At 74.0% G+C, this 16,012-nt stretch carries 16 protein-coding genes; 8 read left to right on the top strand and 8 right to left on the bottom strand.

What is annotated here, in order from left to right; all coding sequences use genetic code 11:
* Window positions 1-198: 198 nt before the first annotated feature.
* The gene (locus A0J59_RS14220; protein WP_064316541.1) at window positions 199-1,578 is read right to left on the bottom strand and encodes an ABC transporter substrate-binding protein; all 1,380 of its coding nucleotides are present in this window, start codon (window positions 1,576-1,578) and stop codon (window positions 199-201) included.
* Window positions 1,579-1,855: 277 nt separating this feature from the next.
* On the opposite strand from A0J59_RS14220, the gene A0J59_RS14225 reads away from it, so the two are divergent.
* From A0J59_RS14225 to A0J59_RS14240, 4 genes are all read left to right on the top strand, one after another.
* Window positions 1,856-2,974 (top strand): LacI family DNA-binding transcriptional regulator, encoded by a 1,119-nt coding sequence (locus A0J59_RS14225; protein WP_064316542.1) that lies wholly within the window; start codon window positions 1,856-1,858, stop codon window positions 2,972-2,974.
* 195 nt (window positions 2,975-3,169) lie between these two features.
* A complete protein-coding gene (locus A0J59_RS14230; protein WP_064316543.1) occupies window positions 3,170-4,543 on the top strand; it encodes a PP2C family protein-serine/threonine phosphatase in 1,374 nt (457 codons plus the stop codon).
* Window positions 4,544-4,962: 419 nt separating this feature from the next.
* Window positions 4,963-5,421 carry an SRPBCC domain-containing protein gene (locus tag A0J59_RS14235; RefSeq protein WP_064316544.1) on the top strand — a complete coding sequence of 153 codons (459 nt, stop codon included), beginning with the start codon at window positions 4,963-4,965 and terminating at the stop codon, window positions 5,419-5,421.
* Window positions 5,422-5,543: 122 nt separating this feature from the next.
* On the top strand, window positions 5,544-6,719 hold the full coding sequence (locus tag A0J59_RS14240; RefSeq protein ID WP_082141305.1) for a YihY/virulence factor BrkB family protein: 1,176 nt from the start codon (window positions 5,544-5,546) through the stop codon (window positions 6,717-6,719).
* A gap of 6 nt (window positions 6,720-6,725) precedes the next feature.
* Here A0J59_RS14240 and A0J59_RS14245 read toward each other — a convergent pair whose 3' ends face one another.
* From A0J59_RS14245 to A0J59_RS14260, 4 genes are all read right to left on the bottom strand, one after another.
* Window positions 6,726-8,366 carry an MFS transporter gene (locus tag A0J59_RS14245; protein ID WP_255365232.1) on the bottom strand — a complete coding sequence of 547 codons (1,641 nt, stop codon included), beginning with the start codon at window positions 8,364-8,366 and terminating at the stop codon, window positions 6,726-6,728.
* Window positions 8,363-9,451 carry a glutaminase A gene (gene glsA / locus A0J59_RS14250; protein WP_369799780.1) on the bottom strand — a complete coding sequence of 363 codons (1,089 nt, stop codon included), beginning with the start codon at window positions 9,449-9,451 and terminating at the stop codon, window positions 8,363-8,365. The genes A0J59_RS14245 and glsA overlap by 4 nt, the downstream gene beginning before the upstream one ends.
* A 68-nt stretch (window positions 9,452-9,519) precedes the next feature.
* The gene (locus A0J59_RS14255) at window positions 9,520-10,494 is read right to left on the bottom strand and encodes a LacI family DNA-binding transcriptional regulator (RefSeq protein ID WP_064316547.1); all 975 of its coding nucleotides are present in this window, start codon (window positions 10,492-10,494) and stop codon (window positions 9,520-9,522) included.
* 137 nt (window positions 10,495-10,631) lie between these two features.
* Complete coding sequence (locus A0J59_RS14260) at window positions 10,632-11,150, bottom strand: VanZ family protein (protein WP_064316548.1); 519 nt, start codon at window positions 11,148-11,150, stop codon at window positions 10,632-10,634.
* Window positions 11,151-11,229: 79 nt separating this feature from the next.
* Between A0J59_RS14260 and A0J59_RS14265 the strand changes: the two genes are divergently transcribed.
* Complete coding sequence (locus A0J59_RS14265; protein WP_082141304.1) at window positions 11,230-12,099, top strand: MBL fold metallo-hydrolase; 870 nt, start codon at window positions 11,230-11,232, stop codon at window positions 12,097-12,099.
* 84 nt (window positions 12,100-12,183) lie between these two features.
* Complete coding sequence (locus A0J59_RS14270) at window positions 12,184-12,483, top strand: hypothetical protein (protein WP_047233474.1); 300 nt, start codon at window positions 12,184-12,186, stop codon at window positions 12,481-12,483.
* Window positions 12,484-12,575: 92 nt separating this feature from the next.
* On the opposite strand, the gene A0J59_RS14275 is transcribed toward A0J59_RS14270, so the two are convergent.
* A complete protein-coding gene (locus tag A0J59_RS14275) occupies window positions 12,576-12,992 on the bottom strand; it encodes an RNHCP domain-containing protein (protein WP_064316549.1) in 417 nt (138 codons plus the stop codon).
* A gap of 26 nt (window positions 12,993-13,018) precedes the next feature.
* Window positions 13,019-13,426 (bottom strand): RNHCP domain-containing protein, encoded by a 408-nt coding sequence (locus A0J59_RS14280; protein ID WP_047233447.1) that lies wholly within the window; start codon window positions 13,424-13,426, stop codon window positions 13,019-13,021.
* A gap of 491 nt (window positions 13,427-13,917) precedes the next feature.
* On the opposite strand from A0J59_RS14280, the gene A0J59_RS14285 reads away from it, so the two are divergent.
* Window positions 13,918-14,298: a VOC family protein gene (locus tag A0J59_RS14285; RefSeq protein WP_047233446.1), complete on the top strand. Its 381-nt coding sequence runs from the start codon at window positions 13,918-13,920 to the stop codon at window positions 14,296-14,298.
* A 13-nt stretch (window positions 14,299-14,311) separates the two neighbouring features.
* Here A0J59_RS14285 and A0J59_RS14290 read toward each other — a convergent pair whose 3' ends face one another.
* Window positions 14,312-14,989 carry a LysE/ArgO family amino acid transporter gene (locus A0J59_RS14290; protein WP_064316550.1) on the bottom strand — a complete coding sequence of 226 codons (678 nt, stop codon included), beginning with the start codon at window positions 14,987-14,989 and terminating at the stop codon, window positions 14,312-14,314.
* A gap of 52 nt (window positions 14,990-15,041) precedes the next feature.
* Between A0J59_RS14290 and A0J59_RS14295 the strand changes: the two genes are divergently transcribed.
* Entirely contained in the window at window positions 15,042-16,001 is a 960-nt protein-coding gene (locus A0J59_RS14295) for an ArgP/LysG family DNA-binding transcriptional regulator (RefSeq protein WP_064316551.1), read from the top strand.
* Window positions 16,002-16,012: the final 11 nt, after the last annotated feature.

Genomic DNA, 16,012 nt, shown 5'->3' on the forward strand with positions numbered 1-16,012 from the left:
GGCCAGGTTCGGTGCACGACGATCTCCTTCGACCGCAGGACGGACGGCTGGGCGGGGTGGTCTGCGGGGGCGCGGGCGAGGCGCCGAACCCGGGGTCGTGGGCCGGTACGGTGCCGATCCCGGGGACATGGGCGGGTTCGGCACCGAGGGGTGCAGCAACCCCGGGTTCGGCGAGCGGCGTGGCCGCGGAGCGGGCGGTCAGCCCTGGGCGGCGTCGAGGAGCGCCTGGGCTTCCTTCTGCACCTGGGCGACGAGCGCGTCGATGTCCGCGTCCTCGTCGGTGAGCACGGCCTGGACGACCGGGTCGAGCAGCGCGTAGATCTCCTGCGTCGAGCGCGCGGGCTCGGGGACGACGGGCTGGTCGAAGATGTTCTCCGTGTAGGAGCTCATCTGGTCCACCGGCACGTTGACGTAGTCCGCGATCCAGGTGCGCGACTCGAGGTATGTCTGCTCGTCGAAGACCGGGAGCTCCGGAGCACCGACCGGCTGGTCGTTCGCGGCGGCCGTCTCGGCGTCGAGCTTGGCGGCGTCCTCGTCCGCGAGCTTCTGCATGTAGTAGAAGTCGATCCACTCGACGCCGGCCGCCTGCTCCTCGGGCGAGGCCTTCGCGCTCACCGCGGCGAGCGTGCCGCCGCCGAGGACGCCGCCGTCGCCGACCAGGGGGATGACGGTGAGCCCGTAGTCGTCCGGGTTCATCGCGTTCTGCGTGAAGAGGTTGCCGTAGTTGCCGCCGCCCGAGACGTACATCCCGATCTGGCCCGCGGCGAAGTCCTGGTTGATGCTCCCCCAGTCGTAGAGGAAGTTCGCTCCCATCGAGTCGTCCTCCCACCGCAGGGCGTGCAGGTACTCGAGCACCTCGGTGAGCTCGGGCGTGTCGATGGTCGACGTCGCGGTCTCGCCGTCGAACTCCTGGACGGAGCCGCCGAACGCGTTGGTGAGCGTCGTGAGGATCCAGCCACCGGTGTTGCCCGACGTCATGGTCGCGTAGCCCGCGACGCCCGTGGCGTCGGCGATGGCCTTCGCGTCCTCGCGGACCTCCTCCCACGTGGTCGGCGGGTCGTCGGGGTCGAGCCCGGCCTGCTCGAACAGCGTGCGGTTGTAGTGCAGGCCCTGGCTGTAGGCGGCGATGGGCACGGCCCACATCGAGCCGTCGGTGGCCTGGCCGGCCTGCGCGACGTTCGGGTTGAAGTCCTCCGCGTACGGGAGCTCGGCGACGAGGTCGCTGATGTCGGCGATCTGCTCGCGCTCGATGAGGCCGCGGCCGTCGGTGAACGGGATGGTGAAGACGTCGGGGAGCGTGCCGCCGGCGAGCTCGGTGGCGAACGTCGTGCCCTCCCACGTGTACTCGCGCGCCGTGACGGTGATGTCCGGGTGCTCGTCCTCGAACTGGGCGACGCGCTCGTCGAACTTAGCGCGCGCGTCGTCGTCCAGGCCGGCGTCGATCGAGACCTCGATCTCGACCGCGCCGGAGCTCGCGGCGCCGTCGCCCTCGCCGCCGTCGCCGGTGCCGCACGCGGTCAGGGTGAGGACCAGGGCGCCGGTGAGCGCGGCCGCGCCCGCCGTGGTTGCTGACTTCATCGTCTCTCCTCGCTGAGGACTCCGGGCCATGATGCCCGCGTCTGCTGGGTGTCGGGAACGCGCTGCCCCTCGACGCCGCCGGTCCGTCCCGTCGGCCGCCGTCCCCACCGTGAGCAGTGCAGGTTTAGCGCTACACGTTTAACGCTAAATGCGCCTAGGATCGACGTCAAGCAGCAGATAGGTCACGAGTTGGTCACGACGGCCGTCCGCCGTCGCGGCTACCGTCGACCCTCGGGCCGACCCGCGCCCGCCCACGACCGAAGGAGCCGCGCCGCCGATGGCCCGCGTCACGCTCAAGGACATCGCCCGCGAGGCGGGCGTGTCCGTCATGACCGTCTCCAACGTGGTGAACGGCAACCTCGGCCGCGTCTCCCCCGCGACCGCGCGCGAGGTCGAGCGCATCGTCGCCGCGCGGGGCTACGTGCCCAACGGCCCGGCGCAGAGTCTCGCGGCCCGGCGCACGCGGCTCGTCGGCCTTCTGCTGCCCGACCGCGCCGACGGCGGCAGCCTGCTCGGCAGCCCGCACGACGTCGCCGTCGCCGGAGCCGTCGAGGCCCGCCTGCGCGAGCGCGACCACCACCTCATGCTGCGCGGGGTCACGCGCCACCGCGACGTGCTCGACTCCGTGCGGCGCTGGAGCCTCGACGGGATCGTCGTCATGGGGTTCACCGACGACGAGCTCGCGGCGCTCGACCTGCCCCAGGACGTGCCCGCCGTCGTCGTGGACACCTACGTGGACGCGCCCGGCGCCGCGACCGTGCGCGCCGACGACTTCGAGGGCGGGCGCCTCGCGGGCGCCCACCTGCGCGCGCTCGGCCACCGCGAGGTCGTGCTGTGCGGGCCCGTGGGCACGACCAGCCAGGTCGTCCGCGAGCGCCTCGCGGGCTTCCGCGCGGGGCTCGGCCTCGACCCGGCCGAGGGGACGCCGCCCGGGGCAGCGGCGCCCGGCACGGTGCGCGGGGAGGCGGGGGACGCCGTCGTGCTGCACGTCGTGGCGGCGAACACGACGTACGACGACGGCCTCGACGCCGCCGCTCAGGTCGCGGCCGAGCACCCCGGCGCGACGGCCGTGTTCGCCACGGCGGACGTCCTCGCCGCGGGGATCTCGCGCGGGCTGGCGCAGGCCGGGGTCCGTGTGCCGGACGCCGTGTCGGTCGTGGGGTTCGACGACGCCGAGATCGCGCGGTACGTCGACCCGCCGCTCACGACTGTCGCGCAGGACACCGCGCTCAAGGGACGCACGGCGGCCGACCTGCTCCTCGACGCGCTGGACGACGGCGCTTCGCGACCCCGGCGCTCGGAGCCCGAGCCGAGCGGTGAGGGCCCGAACGGCGTCACACGGATCGACGTCGCCCTGGTGGAGCGGAGGTCGACCGCGTCACCGACACCGCGCTGAGCGACGGGTGCGGCGGTCGGCACGCGAGCCAGGACCACCTGCGCCGGGCCCGCCTCCCGCTCACGAGACGCGCGTCGCTGCGCAGGCTCTCGTCACGCGGGCGTCCGCCCCGGCGGCGTGCTCCATTCACTGCCGCTACTGTCGTCCACCCGTGGCATGCGACCAGACGTGCGACGTCGACCGAAGGACGGCAGCGTGGACGAGCACACCACCGGCCTGCGACCGCTGGTCTCCGAGATCGTGAACCAGCTGGCTCAGACCTCCGACGTCGACGAGGCGGTGCGTCGGCTCGCTCGCCTTCTGGTCCCGGAGGCGGCCGACTGGTGCATCGTCACCCTGGTCGCAGACGACGAGTCCCGCACACCGCACCGCCACCTGAGCGACATCGGGTGGTGGCACGCCGACCCCGCTCGCCGCGCGACGCTCGCCGAGTACGCGGCGGTGCGGATCAGCGCGTTGCGCGAGCACTCGATGCTCATGGACTCGATCGACTCCTTGCGGCTCGTGCACGTCCCGACCGACGCGCTCGACGCCCTCGACGAGGTCCTCGTCCCGGGGCGCGCCCGGGACCTGGCCGAGCAGCTGGCGCCGACGTCGCTGACCGTCGTCCCGCTGCACTCCCGGGGACGCACCCTGGGCGCGCTGACCCTGTTCATGGGTGAAGGGCGGGCCGCTCTCACCCCGGCGGACCTGGCAGTCCTGTCCCAGCTGTCGGACGCAGCCGCCCTGGCCCTCGACAACGCCCGCCTGTACCGCCAGCAGCGCAACGTCGCCCTCACCTTCCAACGCTCCCTGCTGACGGCGCCGGTCGAACCGGACCACATGCACGTCGCCGTCCGCTACCAGCCCGCGGCGGAGGCGACGCGGGTCGGCGGGGACTGGTACGACGCCTTCATGCAGCCCGACGGGTCGACCGTCCTGGTGATCGGCGACGTCGTCGGCCACAACGTCGAGGCCGCAGCGCTCATGGCGCAGCTGCGGTCGATGCTCCGGGCCGTCTCGGTCGTCACGCAGGGCAGCCCTGCCGAGGTGGTCGAGCACCTGGACGCCGCCGTCCGCACCTTGCAGATCCCCGTCATGGCGACCCTCGTCATGGCCCGCATCGAGCAGACGCGCGAGGAGCGTGCGCGAGGTATCACCCGGATGAGGTGGACCAACGCCGGGCACCTGCCACCCATGGTGATCAACCCCGACGGCACCGTGCTCGCCCTGCCGGCACCACCGAACGACCCCCTGCTGGGTCTCATGCCCGACCGTCGGCGGACCGACCACGAGATCACCCTCGACCGCGAGTCCACCGTCGTGCTCTACACCGACGGCCTCATCGAGCGACGCACGCGCTCCGTGAACGACGGCCTCACCGAGCTGCACGACGCCTTGACCCGTCACGCCGAGCTCCCGGCGGACGACCTCACCGACGCGCTCCTCGCCGAGCTCCCCGCCGGCCCCGGGGAGGACGACATCGCCCTGATCGCCGTCCGCCTCCACCGGCAGGACCGACCTCGCCCCGACGAGGCCGGACCGACCCAGGTGCCTCCCGACGTGCCCGGCGCACCGACCGGGTCTTGAGCCGCGGCGGACCCCCGGCGAGGCGACGCACGGTCCCGTCGGGAACGCGGAGGCATCGAGCCGGGCCACGCGGTAGATCACCTTTGTCCGTCGATCCAGGTGGACCGTCTCCGTGCCGGACAGCCAACCGCGAACAGGCGGTCGACGGCGAGTGCCCACACAGATCGCCTTCGAGCACCAGTTCGGTCCCCCGCGCAACCTGAACGCGTCACCGCGACCGCGCACGACCCGTTCGAAGCCGACCGTTTGTCGGGTGCCGCAGAAGAAGGTTCTGCGACGCAGGGGGCCCACGCCCCCGTGATCGCCGCCCGAGCCGCGCCGGTGGTCCCGGCGGCCTACCGCGGCCGGACCGCAACCGCGGTTGCTGGCTCGCTGGATCGGGGTCACGGTCGAGGGGACGTACCCGTTGGGAGAACCTCATGGCCGCCGCGACCGCATCGCTCGTCAAGACCCTCGCCGTCCCCGTCCCGCCGGAGCACGCGTTCGCCGTCTTCGTCGACGAGCTCGCGGCGTGGTGGCCGCTCGGCGCGTTCTCCGTGGGCGGCGAGACCTCGACCGCTGCCTTCGAGCGGGACGCGGACGGCCGCGCCGTACGGCTCGTCGAGACGCTCGCCGACGGCACGACCACCGACTGGGGCCGCGTGACGCGCTGGGACCCGCCGCACGCCGTCGCCTTCACCTGGCACCCCGGGGAGCGCGCCGACGCCGCGACGGACGTCGAGGTGACGTTCTCGCCCTCCGGGGAGGGGACCGACGTCGTGCTCACGCACTCCGGCTGGTCCGCCCGGCACGACGGCGCCGGTGCCCGTGAACGGTACGACGGCGGCTGGGAGCTGGTCCTCACGCCGTTCGCCGAGCGCGCGGGCGGGCCGGGCTGACCGGTCCCGGCTTGCGGGTGGAGCCCACCGCCCCGAGCGTGGTGTTGGTCCGGGACGGGCCGCGAGCCGGTCCGCCGACGCGAGCGTCGCGCGCCGAGGCGACGCCCACCGAGGAGGCCGCCATGACCGAGAGCAGCAGCGGACGCCGCGCGTCCGAGACCGCGGCGGACGCGGAGGCCAGGCCCGCCCCCGACGCCGAGCGCAAGCCCGACTCCCCCACCGACCTGCACAAGCCGTCATGGGGGTTCGCGCTCAAGGGTGCGGTGCGCGAGTTCATGGACGACCAGTGCACGGACCTCGCCGCAGCCCTCACGTACTACGCCGTGCTCGCCTCGGCGCCTGCGCTCCTGGCGCTCGTCTCCCTGCTCGGGCTCGTGGGTGACGGGGAGAAGGCCGTCGACTCGGTGCTCACGAGCGTCGAGGGGGTCGTGCCGTCGACGACGCTGGACATGATCGAGCCGCTCGTCGAGCAGGCCGCGAACACCGACAAGGCCGGGTTCGCGCTCGTCATCGGTGTCGTGCTGGCGCTGTGGTCCGCGTCCGGGTACGTCGGCGCGTTCGCCCGGTCCATGAACCGCATCTACGAGGTCGAGGAGGGGCGCCCCATCTGGAAGCTGCGCCCCGTGATGCTCGGCGTCACCGTGATCACCGTGATCCTCGCGGGTCTCGTCGTCGCGAGCCTCGTGCTCTCCGGCCCGATCGCGCGTCAGGTGGGCGAGCTCGTGGGCCTCGGCGACACCGCGATCGCCGTCTGGCAGGTCGCGAAGTGGCCGGTCGCGCTCCTGCTCGTGGTGATCCTCGTCGCGCTGCTCTACCACCTCACGCCCAACGTCAAGCAGCCGAAGTTCCGCTGGGTCAGCCCGGGCGCGATCCTCGCGATCCTCGTCTGGGTCGTCGCCTCCGCGGGCTTCGGGCTGTACCTCGGCAGCGGGTTCAGCAGCTACGGGGCGACCTACGGCACGCTCGCCGGCGTCATCATCTTCCTCCTGTGGCTCTGGCTCACGAACCTCGCGCTCCTGCTCGGGGCGGAGCTCGACGCCGAGGTCGAGCGCAGCCGGGAGCTCCAGGGCGGACTCGAGGCCGAGGAGCGCCTCCAGCTCCCGCCGCGGGACACGCGTGCGAGCGACAAGAAGGCCGCCAAGCGCGAGGAGGCCGTCGAGCAAGCGCGCGCCCTGCGCCAGAGCGGCGGTCACTCCGCTGACGCCGACACCGACGACCGAGACGGCGGGCCGGCCCGCGAGACCGGTCGAGGGTCCGCCCGCGCGGAGGGCGGCGACGCCGACCGCCGTGACGTGTAGCGAGGGCTACCGGGCGGGCGCGGGGTCCGGGATCTCGTCAGGCCGGTAGCGCGGCAGGCGGCTCGCGGGCAGGATCGCCGTCGCGCTCACGCCGGCGAGGATGAGGAGCCCGATCCGCAGCGTGCCCAGGCGCGCCTCCTCGTTGAGCGCCACGGCCGCGTCCACCTGGGCGGGCGTGGCGTCGGTGCCCGCGAGGACCGTGCGCAGGTCGTCGTTGCTCACGAAGTTGACCGTGTCCAGGTCGACCTGGGCGACGAGCGACGGCGGCAGCTCGGGGTGCTCGACCACGGCGCGCCCGACGCTGAACGACAGGATCGTCACCAGCAGCGCCCCCGCGAGCGCGGTGCCGACCGCCGAGGCGAGGTTCTGCGTCGTGCCGCGGATGGAGCCGACGTCGCCCGCGAGGGTCTTGGGCGCCGCGGTGACGAGCACGTTGAACACGAGCGTCACCAGGGCGCCCTGGCCGATCCCGAAGACGACGAGGCCGAGGATCGTGGGCAGCGTCTCCCAGTTGTTGGTGACGACGAGCGACAGCCAGAGCAGCGCGACGGTGGTCAGCGTGAAGCCGAAGACCCCGATCGTGCGCGGCGGGTAGCGCCGGTAGAACCGCACGACGAGCGTCGCGGTGACGAACACCGTGAGGTTGAACGGCATCATCGCGAGCGCGGTGTCGAACGGGGTGCGGCCCTGCACGATCTGGATGTAGAGCGGGACGGTGAAGTTCAGCGCGGCCTCGAGCGCGACCACGACGAACATCGCGTACACCGCCGCCCGCTCGCTCGGGCGCGCGAGGACGGACAGGTCGACGAGCGGCACCTTGCCGGCGGCGGTCCGGCGCCGCGTCCACCAGAAGAACGTCTGGCCGAGCACGATGCCGAGCAGCACGAGCAGCGGCGCGGGCGAGACCCCGACCAGGTCGAACGGCGCCCCCGGCGCGGCGAAGAACAGCCCCCAGGCGTTGAGGTTGTTGAAGCCGAGGGTGAGCGCGACGACGGCCGCGCCGATGAGGACCGCGGCCACGAGGTCGATCCGGATGCCGGGGTCGCCGGCGTCGGAGCGCAGCCGGAAGCTGAGGACGAAGACGGCGACGGCGAGCGCCAGGACGATCGCGAACGTGGGCCGCCAGCCGATGAGCGTCCCGAGCGCGCCGCCGATGAAGAACGCGCTCATGCCGGACACCGCGCGCGCCGAGCCCAGCGAGCCGATCGCCGTCGCCTGCTGGGGTCCGCGGTAGTTCTCCGCGATGAGGGCGACGAGCGCGGGCACGATGATCGCGGCCGAGGCGCCGGCGACGGCCTGGCCCGTGATGGCCCACGCGACGGTCGGCGAGAGGATCATGAGCAGCGCCGAGCCGGCGAACGTCGCGACGACGACCCGGAAGATCGCGACCCACCCGATCCGCTGCCCGAGCTTCGCCCCGGTCATGACGAGCGCGGCGACCGCGAGGCCGTAGACGACGATCGTCGTGCTCGCGACGGTCGGCGGGACGCCGAAGTCCTCGACCATGCCGCCCAGCGACACCGGCAGGGCGGCGACGTTGAACGACATGAGGACCTGCGCGAGGAACAGGCCGACCATCGGCACCCACGACCGGCGGTCCTCGGTCGCGGGTGCGGCGCTGCTGTCGACGACGTCTCGGGTGCTCACGAGGCCGGGTCCCTTCTCTCGGTCGGGCGGACGGGCGTCACGGGGACCTGCGCGGACGACGCGAAGATGTTGAGGCCGAGGGTCCGCGAGAGGTACGCGGTCGCGCGCTGCCCGCGCACGCTGTTCCCGGCCGGGTCGAGGGGCGGGGAGTACGTGCCGATCGCCCCCTTCCCGGGGGCGACGGCGACGATCCCCCCTGCCACGCCGGACTTGGCAGGAAGGCCGATCTCGAACAGCCACTCCCCCGACCGCTCGTACATCCCCGTCGAGGCGAGCACGGCGAGCGTGTCGCGGCACACCTGCGCCGAGACCACGCGCTCGCCCGTGACCGGGTTGACCCCGCCGTCCGCGAGCGTGGCCCCCATGACCGCGAGGTCGCGCGCGCTCACGCGCAGCGCGCACTGCTTGGTGTAGACGTCGACGACCTCGAGCGGGTCGAGCTCGATGCGCCCGTAGCTCTCCAGGAGCCGGGCGATCGCCCTGTTGCGCATGTTCGTCGCCGACTCCGACCGGTAGACCTCCCCGTCGAGCTCGAGCGGTCGGCCGGCGAACCGGGACAGCCCGGTGCGCACGTTCTCCCACTGCTCGGCGAAGGACGCGCCCGGCACGAGGGCCGTCGTCGCGAGCGCGCCGGCGTTGACCATGGGGTTGCGCGGGTGGCCGTCGTGGAGCTCGACCGCCATCACGGAGTTGAAGGGGAGGCCCGTGCTGTCCACCCCGACCCGTTCGAGCACGCCCTCGTGCCCGTAGGCCTCGCACACGAGCGCGTAGACGAACGCCTTGGAGATCGACTGGACGGAGAACTCGACGTCGGCGTCGCCCACGGCGTGGACCGCGCCGCCCGACTCGGCGACGCACACGCCGAACAGCGACCGGTCGGCCTCGGCGAGGACGGGGATGTAGTCGGCGACCGCGCCGTCGTCGTTCCCGCGGTAGCGCTCGTGCGCCGCGCGGACGTGCTCCTCGACGCGGTCCCAGCCCGGGAGCGACCCGGTCGCGTCCTCCTGCTCGACCCCGTCGACGTCCAGCCCCATCCCGTCCCCTCCGTCCGGATCGTCCGAGACGACCACGCGCGATGCTGCCATGTCCCACCGCGGGGCGCAGGGCGAGGCAGACGCGGGCGGCGGGCCGGCCGCGCGAGCGCGCCCGCGCCTCAGGCGCTCGTGCGGCGGACGACGACGGACGGGAACGTGCGCTCGTCGTCGCGGCGGCGGCGGTCCAGCAGGGCTGCCGTCGCCGCGGCCGCGATCCGCTCCACGGGGTGGGTCGCGGTCGTCAGGCCGGGACCGGCCTGCTCCGCGAAGGGCTGGTCGTCGAACCCGGTGACGGCGACGTCGTCGGGCACGCGGACGCCGTCCTCCGCGAGCGCGCGCATCGCCCCGACGGCGAGCGTGTCGCTCATCGCGACGAGCGCGTCCACGCCGGGCCAACGCCGGCGCGCCTCGCGGGCCGCCTCCGCGCCCGCGAGGGCCGTCAGGTCGGCGGCCACGACGCGGCGCGGGACGCCGGCGGCGCGCACGACCGCGTCGTACGCCTCGACGGCGCGCTGCGCGCCGGGGAGCCAGCCCGGCCCGGTGAGCATGACGACGTCGCGCCGCCCCTCGGCGAGCACGTGCTCGACGAGGGCGGCGATCCCGGCCGCGGCGTCGACGTCGTAGGAGGGCACGCGGCCGTCGGCGGGGCCGATCGCCGCCACGCGGGAGAGCAGCGTGCGCGGCACGCTCGCGAGCACCTCCGCCGAGTAGTCGACGAGGAGCACGCCGCCCACGCCCGGGTCGCGCGCGAGCCGGGCCAGCTCGTCCCTCGGGTCGCGCCCGAGCCAGCGCAGCGCCACGCCGACGCTCTGGGTGTCCGCCGCGCGGCTGGCCGCCGCGACGACGCGCGCGACGTAGGGGTCGCCCAGCAGGTCCGCGGACGGCGACCCCACCGCGACCACGACCCGCTCGCCGCGCCCGCTCGCGAGCGACCGCGCCCCGGGGTGCGGCACGTACCCGAGCTCTTCGACGGCGGCGAGGACGGCGCGCCGCGCCGCGTCGGACACGGGTCCCGTGCCCCGCACGACGCGCGAGGCCGTGGACCGCGAGACGCGGGCCGCCGCGGCGACGTCGTCGAGCGTGGTGGGCGGCATGGCGATCTCCTGGGCGAGTCCTGTCGGCGGTGACGGGCGGCGCCCGGAGCACCACGCTATCCCGCGGAGGGCCGTCGGTGGAAGCGTTCCCACGGTCGTGTCGAGGCCTGGTTCGACGCCGCGCTTGGCGTTGCTCCTCAGGACCGGCGCGCGGCGGGGACCGAGCCCGGGTTCGCCACGCGGTCCCGGCGGGTCGCGAGCCGTAGCGCCACCACGGCGAGGCCGGCGCCGAGCAGCGCGCCGATCGAGTTGGAGAGCCAGTCGTTCGTGTCGCACGACCGCCCGAGCGCCGGTGCCAGCGCCTGGACCACCTCGATGAGCGCGGAGGCGACGACGCCGCCGAGGAGCGCGACGAGCGGCCTGCCCAGCGCGACCGCGGCGAGCAGCACCGGCGGCACGAACAGCACGACGTTCGCCAGGAGCTCGACGCGTCCCGGCGTCGGCAGCGACCAGCTCACGGTGCAGACGGCGAAGAGCTCGCGGTCGACCGGCACGAGGGTCAGCAGCAGCACGGGGACCAGCGAGACGCCGAAGAGCACCCACGCGAGCGGGCGGCGGCCCGCCAGCCACGCGCCCACGAGCGGTCCAGCGACGGCGAGGACGAGGAGGGCGAGCGGCGACAACCAGGGGTGCGCGACGAGGAGCGTGGAGATCATAGGCGCGCCAGTCTCGCAGGTCAGCGGGGTGCGGGGTGCGGGGTGACGTGTGTCGGCGGGTCACGGTAGACCTGTGCCCATGACGACGACGCCGTCCCCCGAGCCCCTCGCGCCCGCCGCCGCTGCCTCCCCCGAGGAGTGGTGGATCTGTCGCACGTGCGCGGTCGAGCACGCCGAGCGACCCGACGTGTGCGCCATCTGCGCCGACGAGCGCCAGTGGGTCCCCGCGAGCGGGCAGGCGTGGACCACGCTCGCCGAGCTCGCCGCGGCCGGCGAGCGCCTCGTGCTGGAAGAGCTCGAGCCCGACCTGTTCGGCCTCTCGAGCGAGCCGAGCGTCGGCATCGGGCAGCAGGCCAAGATCGTGCGCACCCCCGCGGGCAACCTCCTGTGGGACCCGCCCGGCTACGTGGACGACGACGCCGTCGAGCGGGTGCGCGCGCTCGGCCCCGTCGTGGCGATCGCGGCGAGCCACCCCCACATGTTCGGCGTCCAGGTCGCGTGGAGCCGTGCCCTGGGCGGCGTCCCCGTGCTCGTCGCCGAGGCCGACGCGCACTGGGTCGCGCGCCCCGACCCGGTCATCGAGACGTGGACCGGCGAGCGCGAGGTGCTGCCCGGCGTCGTCCTGTCACAGCCGGGCGGCCACTTCCCCGGCAGCGCCGTCGTGCACTGGGCGGCCGGCGCCGAGGGTCGGGGCGTGCTGCTGTCCGGAGACACGATCTTCGCCAACCCGGACCGCACGTCCGTGAGCTTCATGCGGTCCTACCCCAACCGCATCCCGCTCTCCGCCGCCGTCGTGCTGCGCGTCGCCGAGCACGTCGCACGTCGTCCCTTCGAACGGCTCTACAACAACTTCGAGGGCGTCATCCCCGCCGACGCGCGGGACGTCGTGCTCCGCTCCGCGCAGCGTCACGCCGCCTGGGTCCGGGGGGACTTCGACCACCTCACCTGACTGCCGCCCGGGAGCCCGCTCCCGCCCCCGACAGGGCTGCGACGGCCCCCGGCCGGGCGCAGGATGGGAGGGGAGGTGACGACGATGCCGAGACGCGTCTCAGGGGCGGCGGTGGCGGCGACCGGGACGTGGGTCGACCCGGACGGCGTGCGGATGCCCGCCGGAGAGGTCCACGCGTGGGAGCGCGGTACGAACGCGACGGTGTGCCGCCTGCAGCTCAGCCGCCAGGGCCTCGCGCGCTTCCCGCACGTGACCTGGGCGGACGTCCAGCCCGCGACCGGGCGGGACGCCGACGCCGTCACGTCCGTGTGTCGCCGCTGCGCGGCCGGGACCGGCGCACGGCGGGACGACAAGCCCTGGCGCCGGGTCGACCCGCGGCCGTGACGGCGGGCTCCGGATGAAGCGACGCCCACGACACGGCCCCGGCCTTCCTGGGCGGAGCCAGGAGGGCCGGGACCGTGCGGCTCAGCGCCGCGTCACAGCGCGGCGATCAGTGCGCTGCGGGCCACTCGTCGATCGTGGAGCGGCCTGAGGGCCAACCGCATCAGAACGAGCGCGTTGTCGTCGCCCGCGATGCGGTTGACGCTGAGTCCGCTGCACGTCAGGCACTGATGGATGATCAGCCATTCACCGTCGGGGCGTGCGGTCAGGCTCAGGGCCTCCATCCTGCCGCGGCAGTCAGCGGCACGGTCACCGGGAGTGCGGCGGTCGACGTGGAGGCTCGTCAGGCAGTTCGGACAGTGGTTCCGGTGTGCGCTGCCCGGAGCGTCGAGAGAGACGTCGAGCCGGCAGCTCACGCACCGGAAGTCGTTGCTCCGGTGTCGGCCGTTGGCGTGCAGGACGGTCTTGTGCCGCTGAGCACGGCCCTGCCGGGGGTACTTTCGTCGTGGCATGTCAGGTCCTTCCGGACGCGGGTCGCTCAGAGTGTTCCGAACGACTCGAGAGGAAACGGGGGCTCGGCCAGAGGCCGGACGGCCATCCGCATGAGGATGATCTGGTTGTCGTCGGGGGCGACCGGACTCGAGGTCAGGTGCGCGCAGGCGACGCAGCGATGGATCAGCATCCATTCGCCGGTCCGGAGCACGGCGATGGCGATAGGCCTCATGCGCGAGCCGCACGGGGTCTCTGCCTCGGTCGGCGCGACGTCGTGCCTCGAGTAGAGGCAGACGGGGCAGTGGTTTCGCCACCGGTCCTGCGGTGTGCGTGCCGGCACGCTGAATCCGCACTGGACGCAGGAGAAGGTCTCGAGAGAGGAGACGTGGCGGCTCGGGGTGTGCGACGAGTCTGTGTTGTTGCAGGACGACGAGTCTGTGTCGTTGCTGGACACCGGGGTGCTCCTTGCTGGAAGAACGTACGAAGACAGCAAGAGCAGCCGAACGACCTCTGACCCACGCGTCCCCGACGGCGCGCAGACGATCCATGTCCGCGCCGCGGCCGGGTCGCCGAAGAGGGCCCTGGGAGCGCACCGGGAGTCCGTCCCGGGGGACCGCCGCATGATCGCGGCAGCGTGGACGGAGCTACGCGGAGCGAAGAGGTCGCTCGGCGAGGACCGAGGTCAACACACGCACACCTTGTCTAGGGCTCAGGGCCTGGTCTGGGGCCGACGGGGCCCGGGAGGAAGATCCTGTCGATCGTATCGGCCCACGATCGTGCGACGCCCGGGATTTTCGACCCGACCGCCCTCCGCCAGCGCGTCGTAGGCCGCAACAGGCTCGCGAGCATCGGATCGTCAGCCTGTCGACGGGCGCGCGCCGGGACTCACCGCGCCATGGCGCGCCGGCTGCGCACCGCGTGGGTGGCCCGCGCGACGATGACGGCATGAGCACGCACGCGCACGGCATCCACCACACGATCGACTACGTCGAGCTCCCCGTGACCGACCTCGCCGCGGCACAGGCCTTCTACGGCGCGGCCTTCGGCTGGGAGTTCGTCCCCTACGGCCCCGGGTACGCGGGGATCCGCACGGCCGCGGAGTCGGGTCCGGACGAGGCGGGCGGGCTGCGTCTGGCGGAGGCGGCCGACGTCTCCCGGGGTGGGCCGCTCGTGCTTCTGTTCTCCGCGGACCTCGACGCGACGCTCGCCGCCGTGCAGGGCGCGGGTGGCCAGGTGGTCGAGGGCCCGTACGAGTTCCCCGGCGGCCGACGGTTTCACTTCCTCGACCCGAGCGGCAACGAGCTGGGGGTCTGGGCGACGTCCTGAGGACGACGCCGCGTCAGCCGCCGAGCAGGAGCGACACCCCGATCGTCGCCATGACGACGGCGATCGCGCCGTCGAGCACGCGCCACGCGCCGGGACGCGCGAACACGGGCGCGAGCAGGCGGGCCCCGAAGCCGAGCGCCGTGAACCACAGGATGCTCGCGACCATCGCGCCCGCTCCGAAGAGCCACCGGGCCGCGTCGGGGTCGCCCGCCGCCCCGGCGTGCGCGGCGGCGTAGCCCGCCGCGAGCGACCCGAGGAGCAGCACGGTGTCGAGGTAGACGTGCGGGTTGAGCCAGGTGAGGGCGAGCGACGTCCCGACGGCGGAGCGGGCGCTCGTCGCGCCGGCGCCGGACACCTCGCCGGATGCTGCGTCGAGCCCGCCGGGCCGCAGGGCGCGGCGGGCGGCGAGCGCCGCGAGCGTGAGGAGGAACGCGGCGCCGCCCCAGCGCACAGCGGTGAGCAGCGCGGGCGCGCCGGTCACGAGCGCGCCGAGCCCGGCCGTCCCAGCGGCGATGAGGACGAGGTCGGAGAGCGCGCAGACGAGCACGACGGGCAGGACGTGCTCGCGGCGCAGGCCCTGGCGCAGCACGAACGCGTTCTGCGCCCCGATCGCGACGATGAGGGACAGCCCGGCGGCGAGACCGGCGGCGAGGGGCGAGAGAGCGGCGAGCACGCCCTCGACGGTAGGCATCGCACGAGGTGAAGTACAGCGAAAGATTCTGCACTTCCCTAAGATCTGCTTCATGGTGGACCTCCAGCCCGACCAGCTCCGCACGCTCGCCGCGATCGCCGCCGCCGGGACGTTCGAGGCCGCCGCCCAGCGGCTCGGGGTCACCCCGTCCGCCGTGAGCCAGCGTGTGCGCGCGCTCGAGTCGGCCGTGGGCCAGGTGCTCGTGCGGCGCGGGAAGCCCGCCGAGCTCACGCCCCCGGGCCAGGTGCTCGTCCGGCACGCGCGCCACCTCGCGCTCCAGCAGGCGGACGTGCTCACGGAGCTGGGGATCGGGGCCGCGGGGCGCGACCCGGCCGACGCCGACGATGCCGCCGCGCCGCTGCCCGAGGTCACGCTCGTCGTCTCCGGCGACGCCCTGACCACCTGGGCCCTGCCCGCGCTCGTCGAGGCGTCGGGATGGGCCCGGCTCGAGGTGCTGCGCGAGGACGAGGAGCACTCCATCGGCCTCCTGCGGGACGGGACGGCGGTCGCGGCGGTGACCTCGGTCGCCGAGGCCGTCCCGGGCTGCCGCTCGACCCTGCTCGGCCAGATGCGTTACCGCCCCATGGCGAGCCCCGCGTTCGTGGCGCGCTGGTTCCCGGACGGCCCGACCCCCGCCGCGCTCTCCCGCGCACCCGTCCTCGCGTTCGACCGCAAGGACGACCTCCAGGAGCGCTACCTGCGGCTGCGCGCGCAGCGTGCAGCGGGGACTGAAGCGGGGACAGCGGCGGCAACGGTGATCGACCCGCCCCGCCATGACGTCCCCGCGTCGAACGAGTTCCGCCGCGCGATCGAGCTCGGCATGGGCTGGGGGATGCTCCCCGACCTCCAGAGCGCCCGGGCCGAGCGCGCCGGGCGCCTCGTGGGCTTCGACGACGCCCGGGCGATGGACGTGCCGCAGCACTGGCAGCAGTGGCGCCTGCACTCGACGTCCCTCGACCGCCTCGCGGCGGCCGTCGCGCGCGCGGCTCGTGCGGCGCTCGGCGCTCCCTGACGTCCGGCCGC

The organism is Cellulosimicrobium sp. I38E (assembly GCF_001647255.1).
In the GTDB taxonomy this organism is placed as follows: domain Bacteria; phylum Actinomycetota; class Actinomycetes; order Actinomycetales; family Cellulomonadaceae; genus Cellulosimicrobium; species Cellulosimicrobium cellulans_E.

What these genes read in the sequence shown, in the direction of transcription:
- A0J59_RS14220 (WP_064316541.1), bottom strand. Translation starts at nt 1,578, where the DNA reads ATGAAGTCAGCAACCACGGCGGGCGCGGCCGCGCTCACCGGCGCCCTG.
- A0J59_RS14225 (WP_064316542.1), top strand. Translation starts at nt 1,856, where the DNA reads ATGGCCCGCGTCACGCTCAAGGACATCGCCCGCGAGGCGGGCGTGTCC.
- A0J59_RS14235 (WP_064316544.1), top strand. Translation starts at nt 4,963, where the DNA reads ATGGCCGCCGCGACCGCATCGCTCGTCAAGACCCTCGCCGTCCCCGTC.
- A0J59_RS14240 (WP_082141305.1), top strand. Translation starts at nt 5,544, where the DNA reads ATGACCGAGAGCAGCAGCGGACGCCGCGCGTCCGAGACCGCGGCGGAC.
- glsA (WP_369799780.1), bottom strand. Translation starts at nt 9,451, where the DNA reads ATGGCAGCATCGCGCGTGGTCGTCTCGGACGATCCGGACGGAGGGGAC.
- A0J59_RS14255 (WP_064316547.1), bottom strand. Translation starts at nt 10,494, where the DNA reads ATGCCGCCCACCACGCTCGACGACGTCGCCGCGGCGGCCCGCGTCTCG.
- A0J59_RS14260 (WP_064316548.1), bottom strand. Translation starts at nt 11,150, where the DNA reads ATGATCTCCACGCTCCTCGTCGCGCACCCCTGGTTGTCGCCGCTCGCC.
- A0J59_RS14265 (WP_082141304.1), top strand. Translation starts at nt 11,230, where the DNA reads ATGACGACGACGCCGTCCCCCGAGCCCCTCGCGCCCGCCGCCGCTGCC.
- A0J59_RS14270 (WP_047233474.1), top strand. Translation starts at nt 12,184, where the DNA reads ATGCCGAGACGCGTCTCAGGGGCGGCGGTGGCGGCGACCGGGACGTGG.
- A0J59_RS14275 (WP_064316549.1), bottom strand. Translation starts at nt 12,992, where the DNA reads ATGCCACGACGAAAGTACCCCCGGCAGGGCCGTGCTCAGCGGCACAAG.
- A0J59_RS14285 (WP_047233446.1), top strand. Translation starts at nt 13,918, where the DNA reads ATGAGCACGCACGCGCACGGCATCCACCACACGATCGACTACGTCGAG.
- A0J59_RS14290 (WP_064316550.1), bottom strand. Translation starts at nt 14,989, where the DNA reads ATGCCTACCGTCGAGGGCGTGCTCGCCGCTCTCTCGCCCCTCGCCGCC.
- A0J59_RS14295 (WP_064316551.1), top strand. Translation starts at nt 15,042, where the DNA reads ATGGTGGACCTCCAGCCCGACCAGCTCCGCACGCTCGCCGCGATCGCC.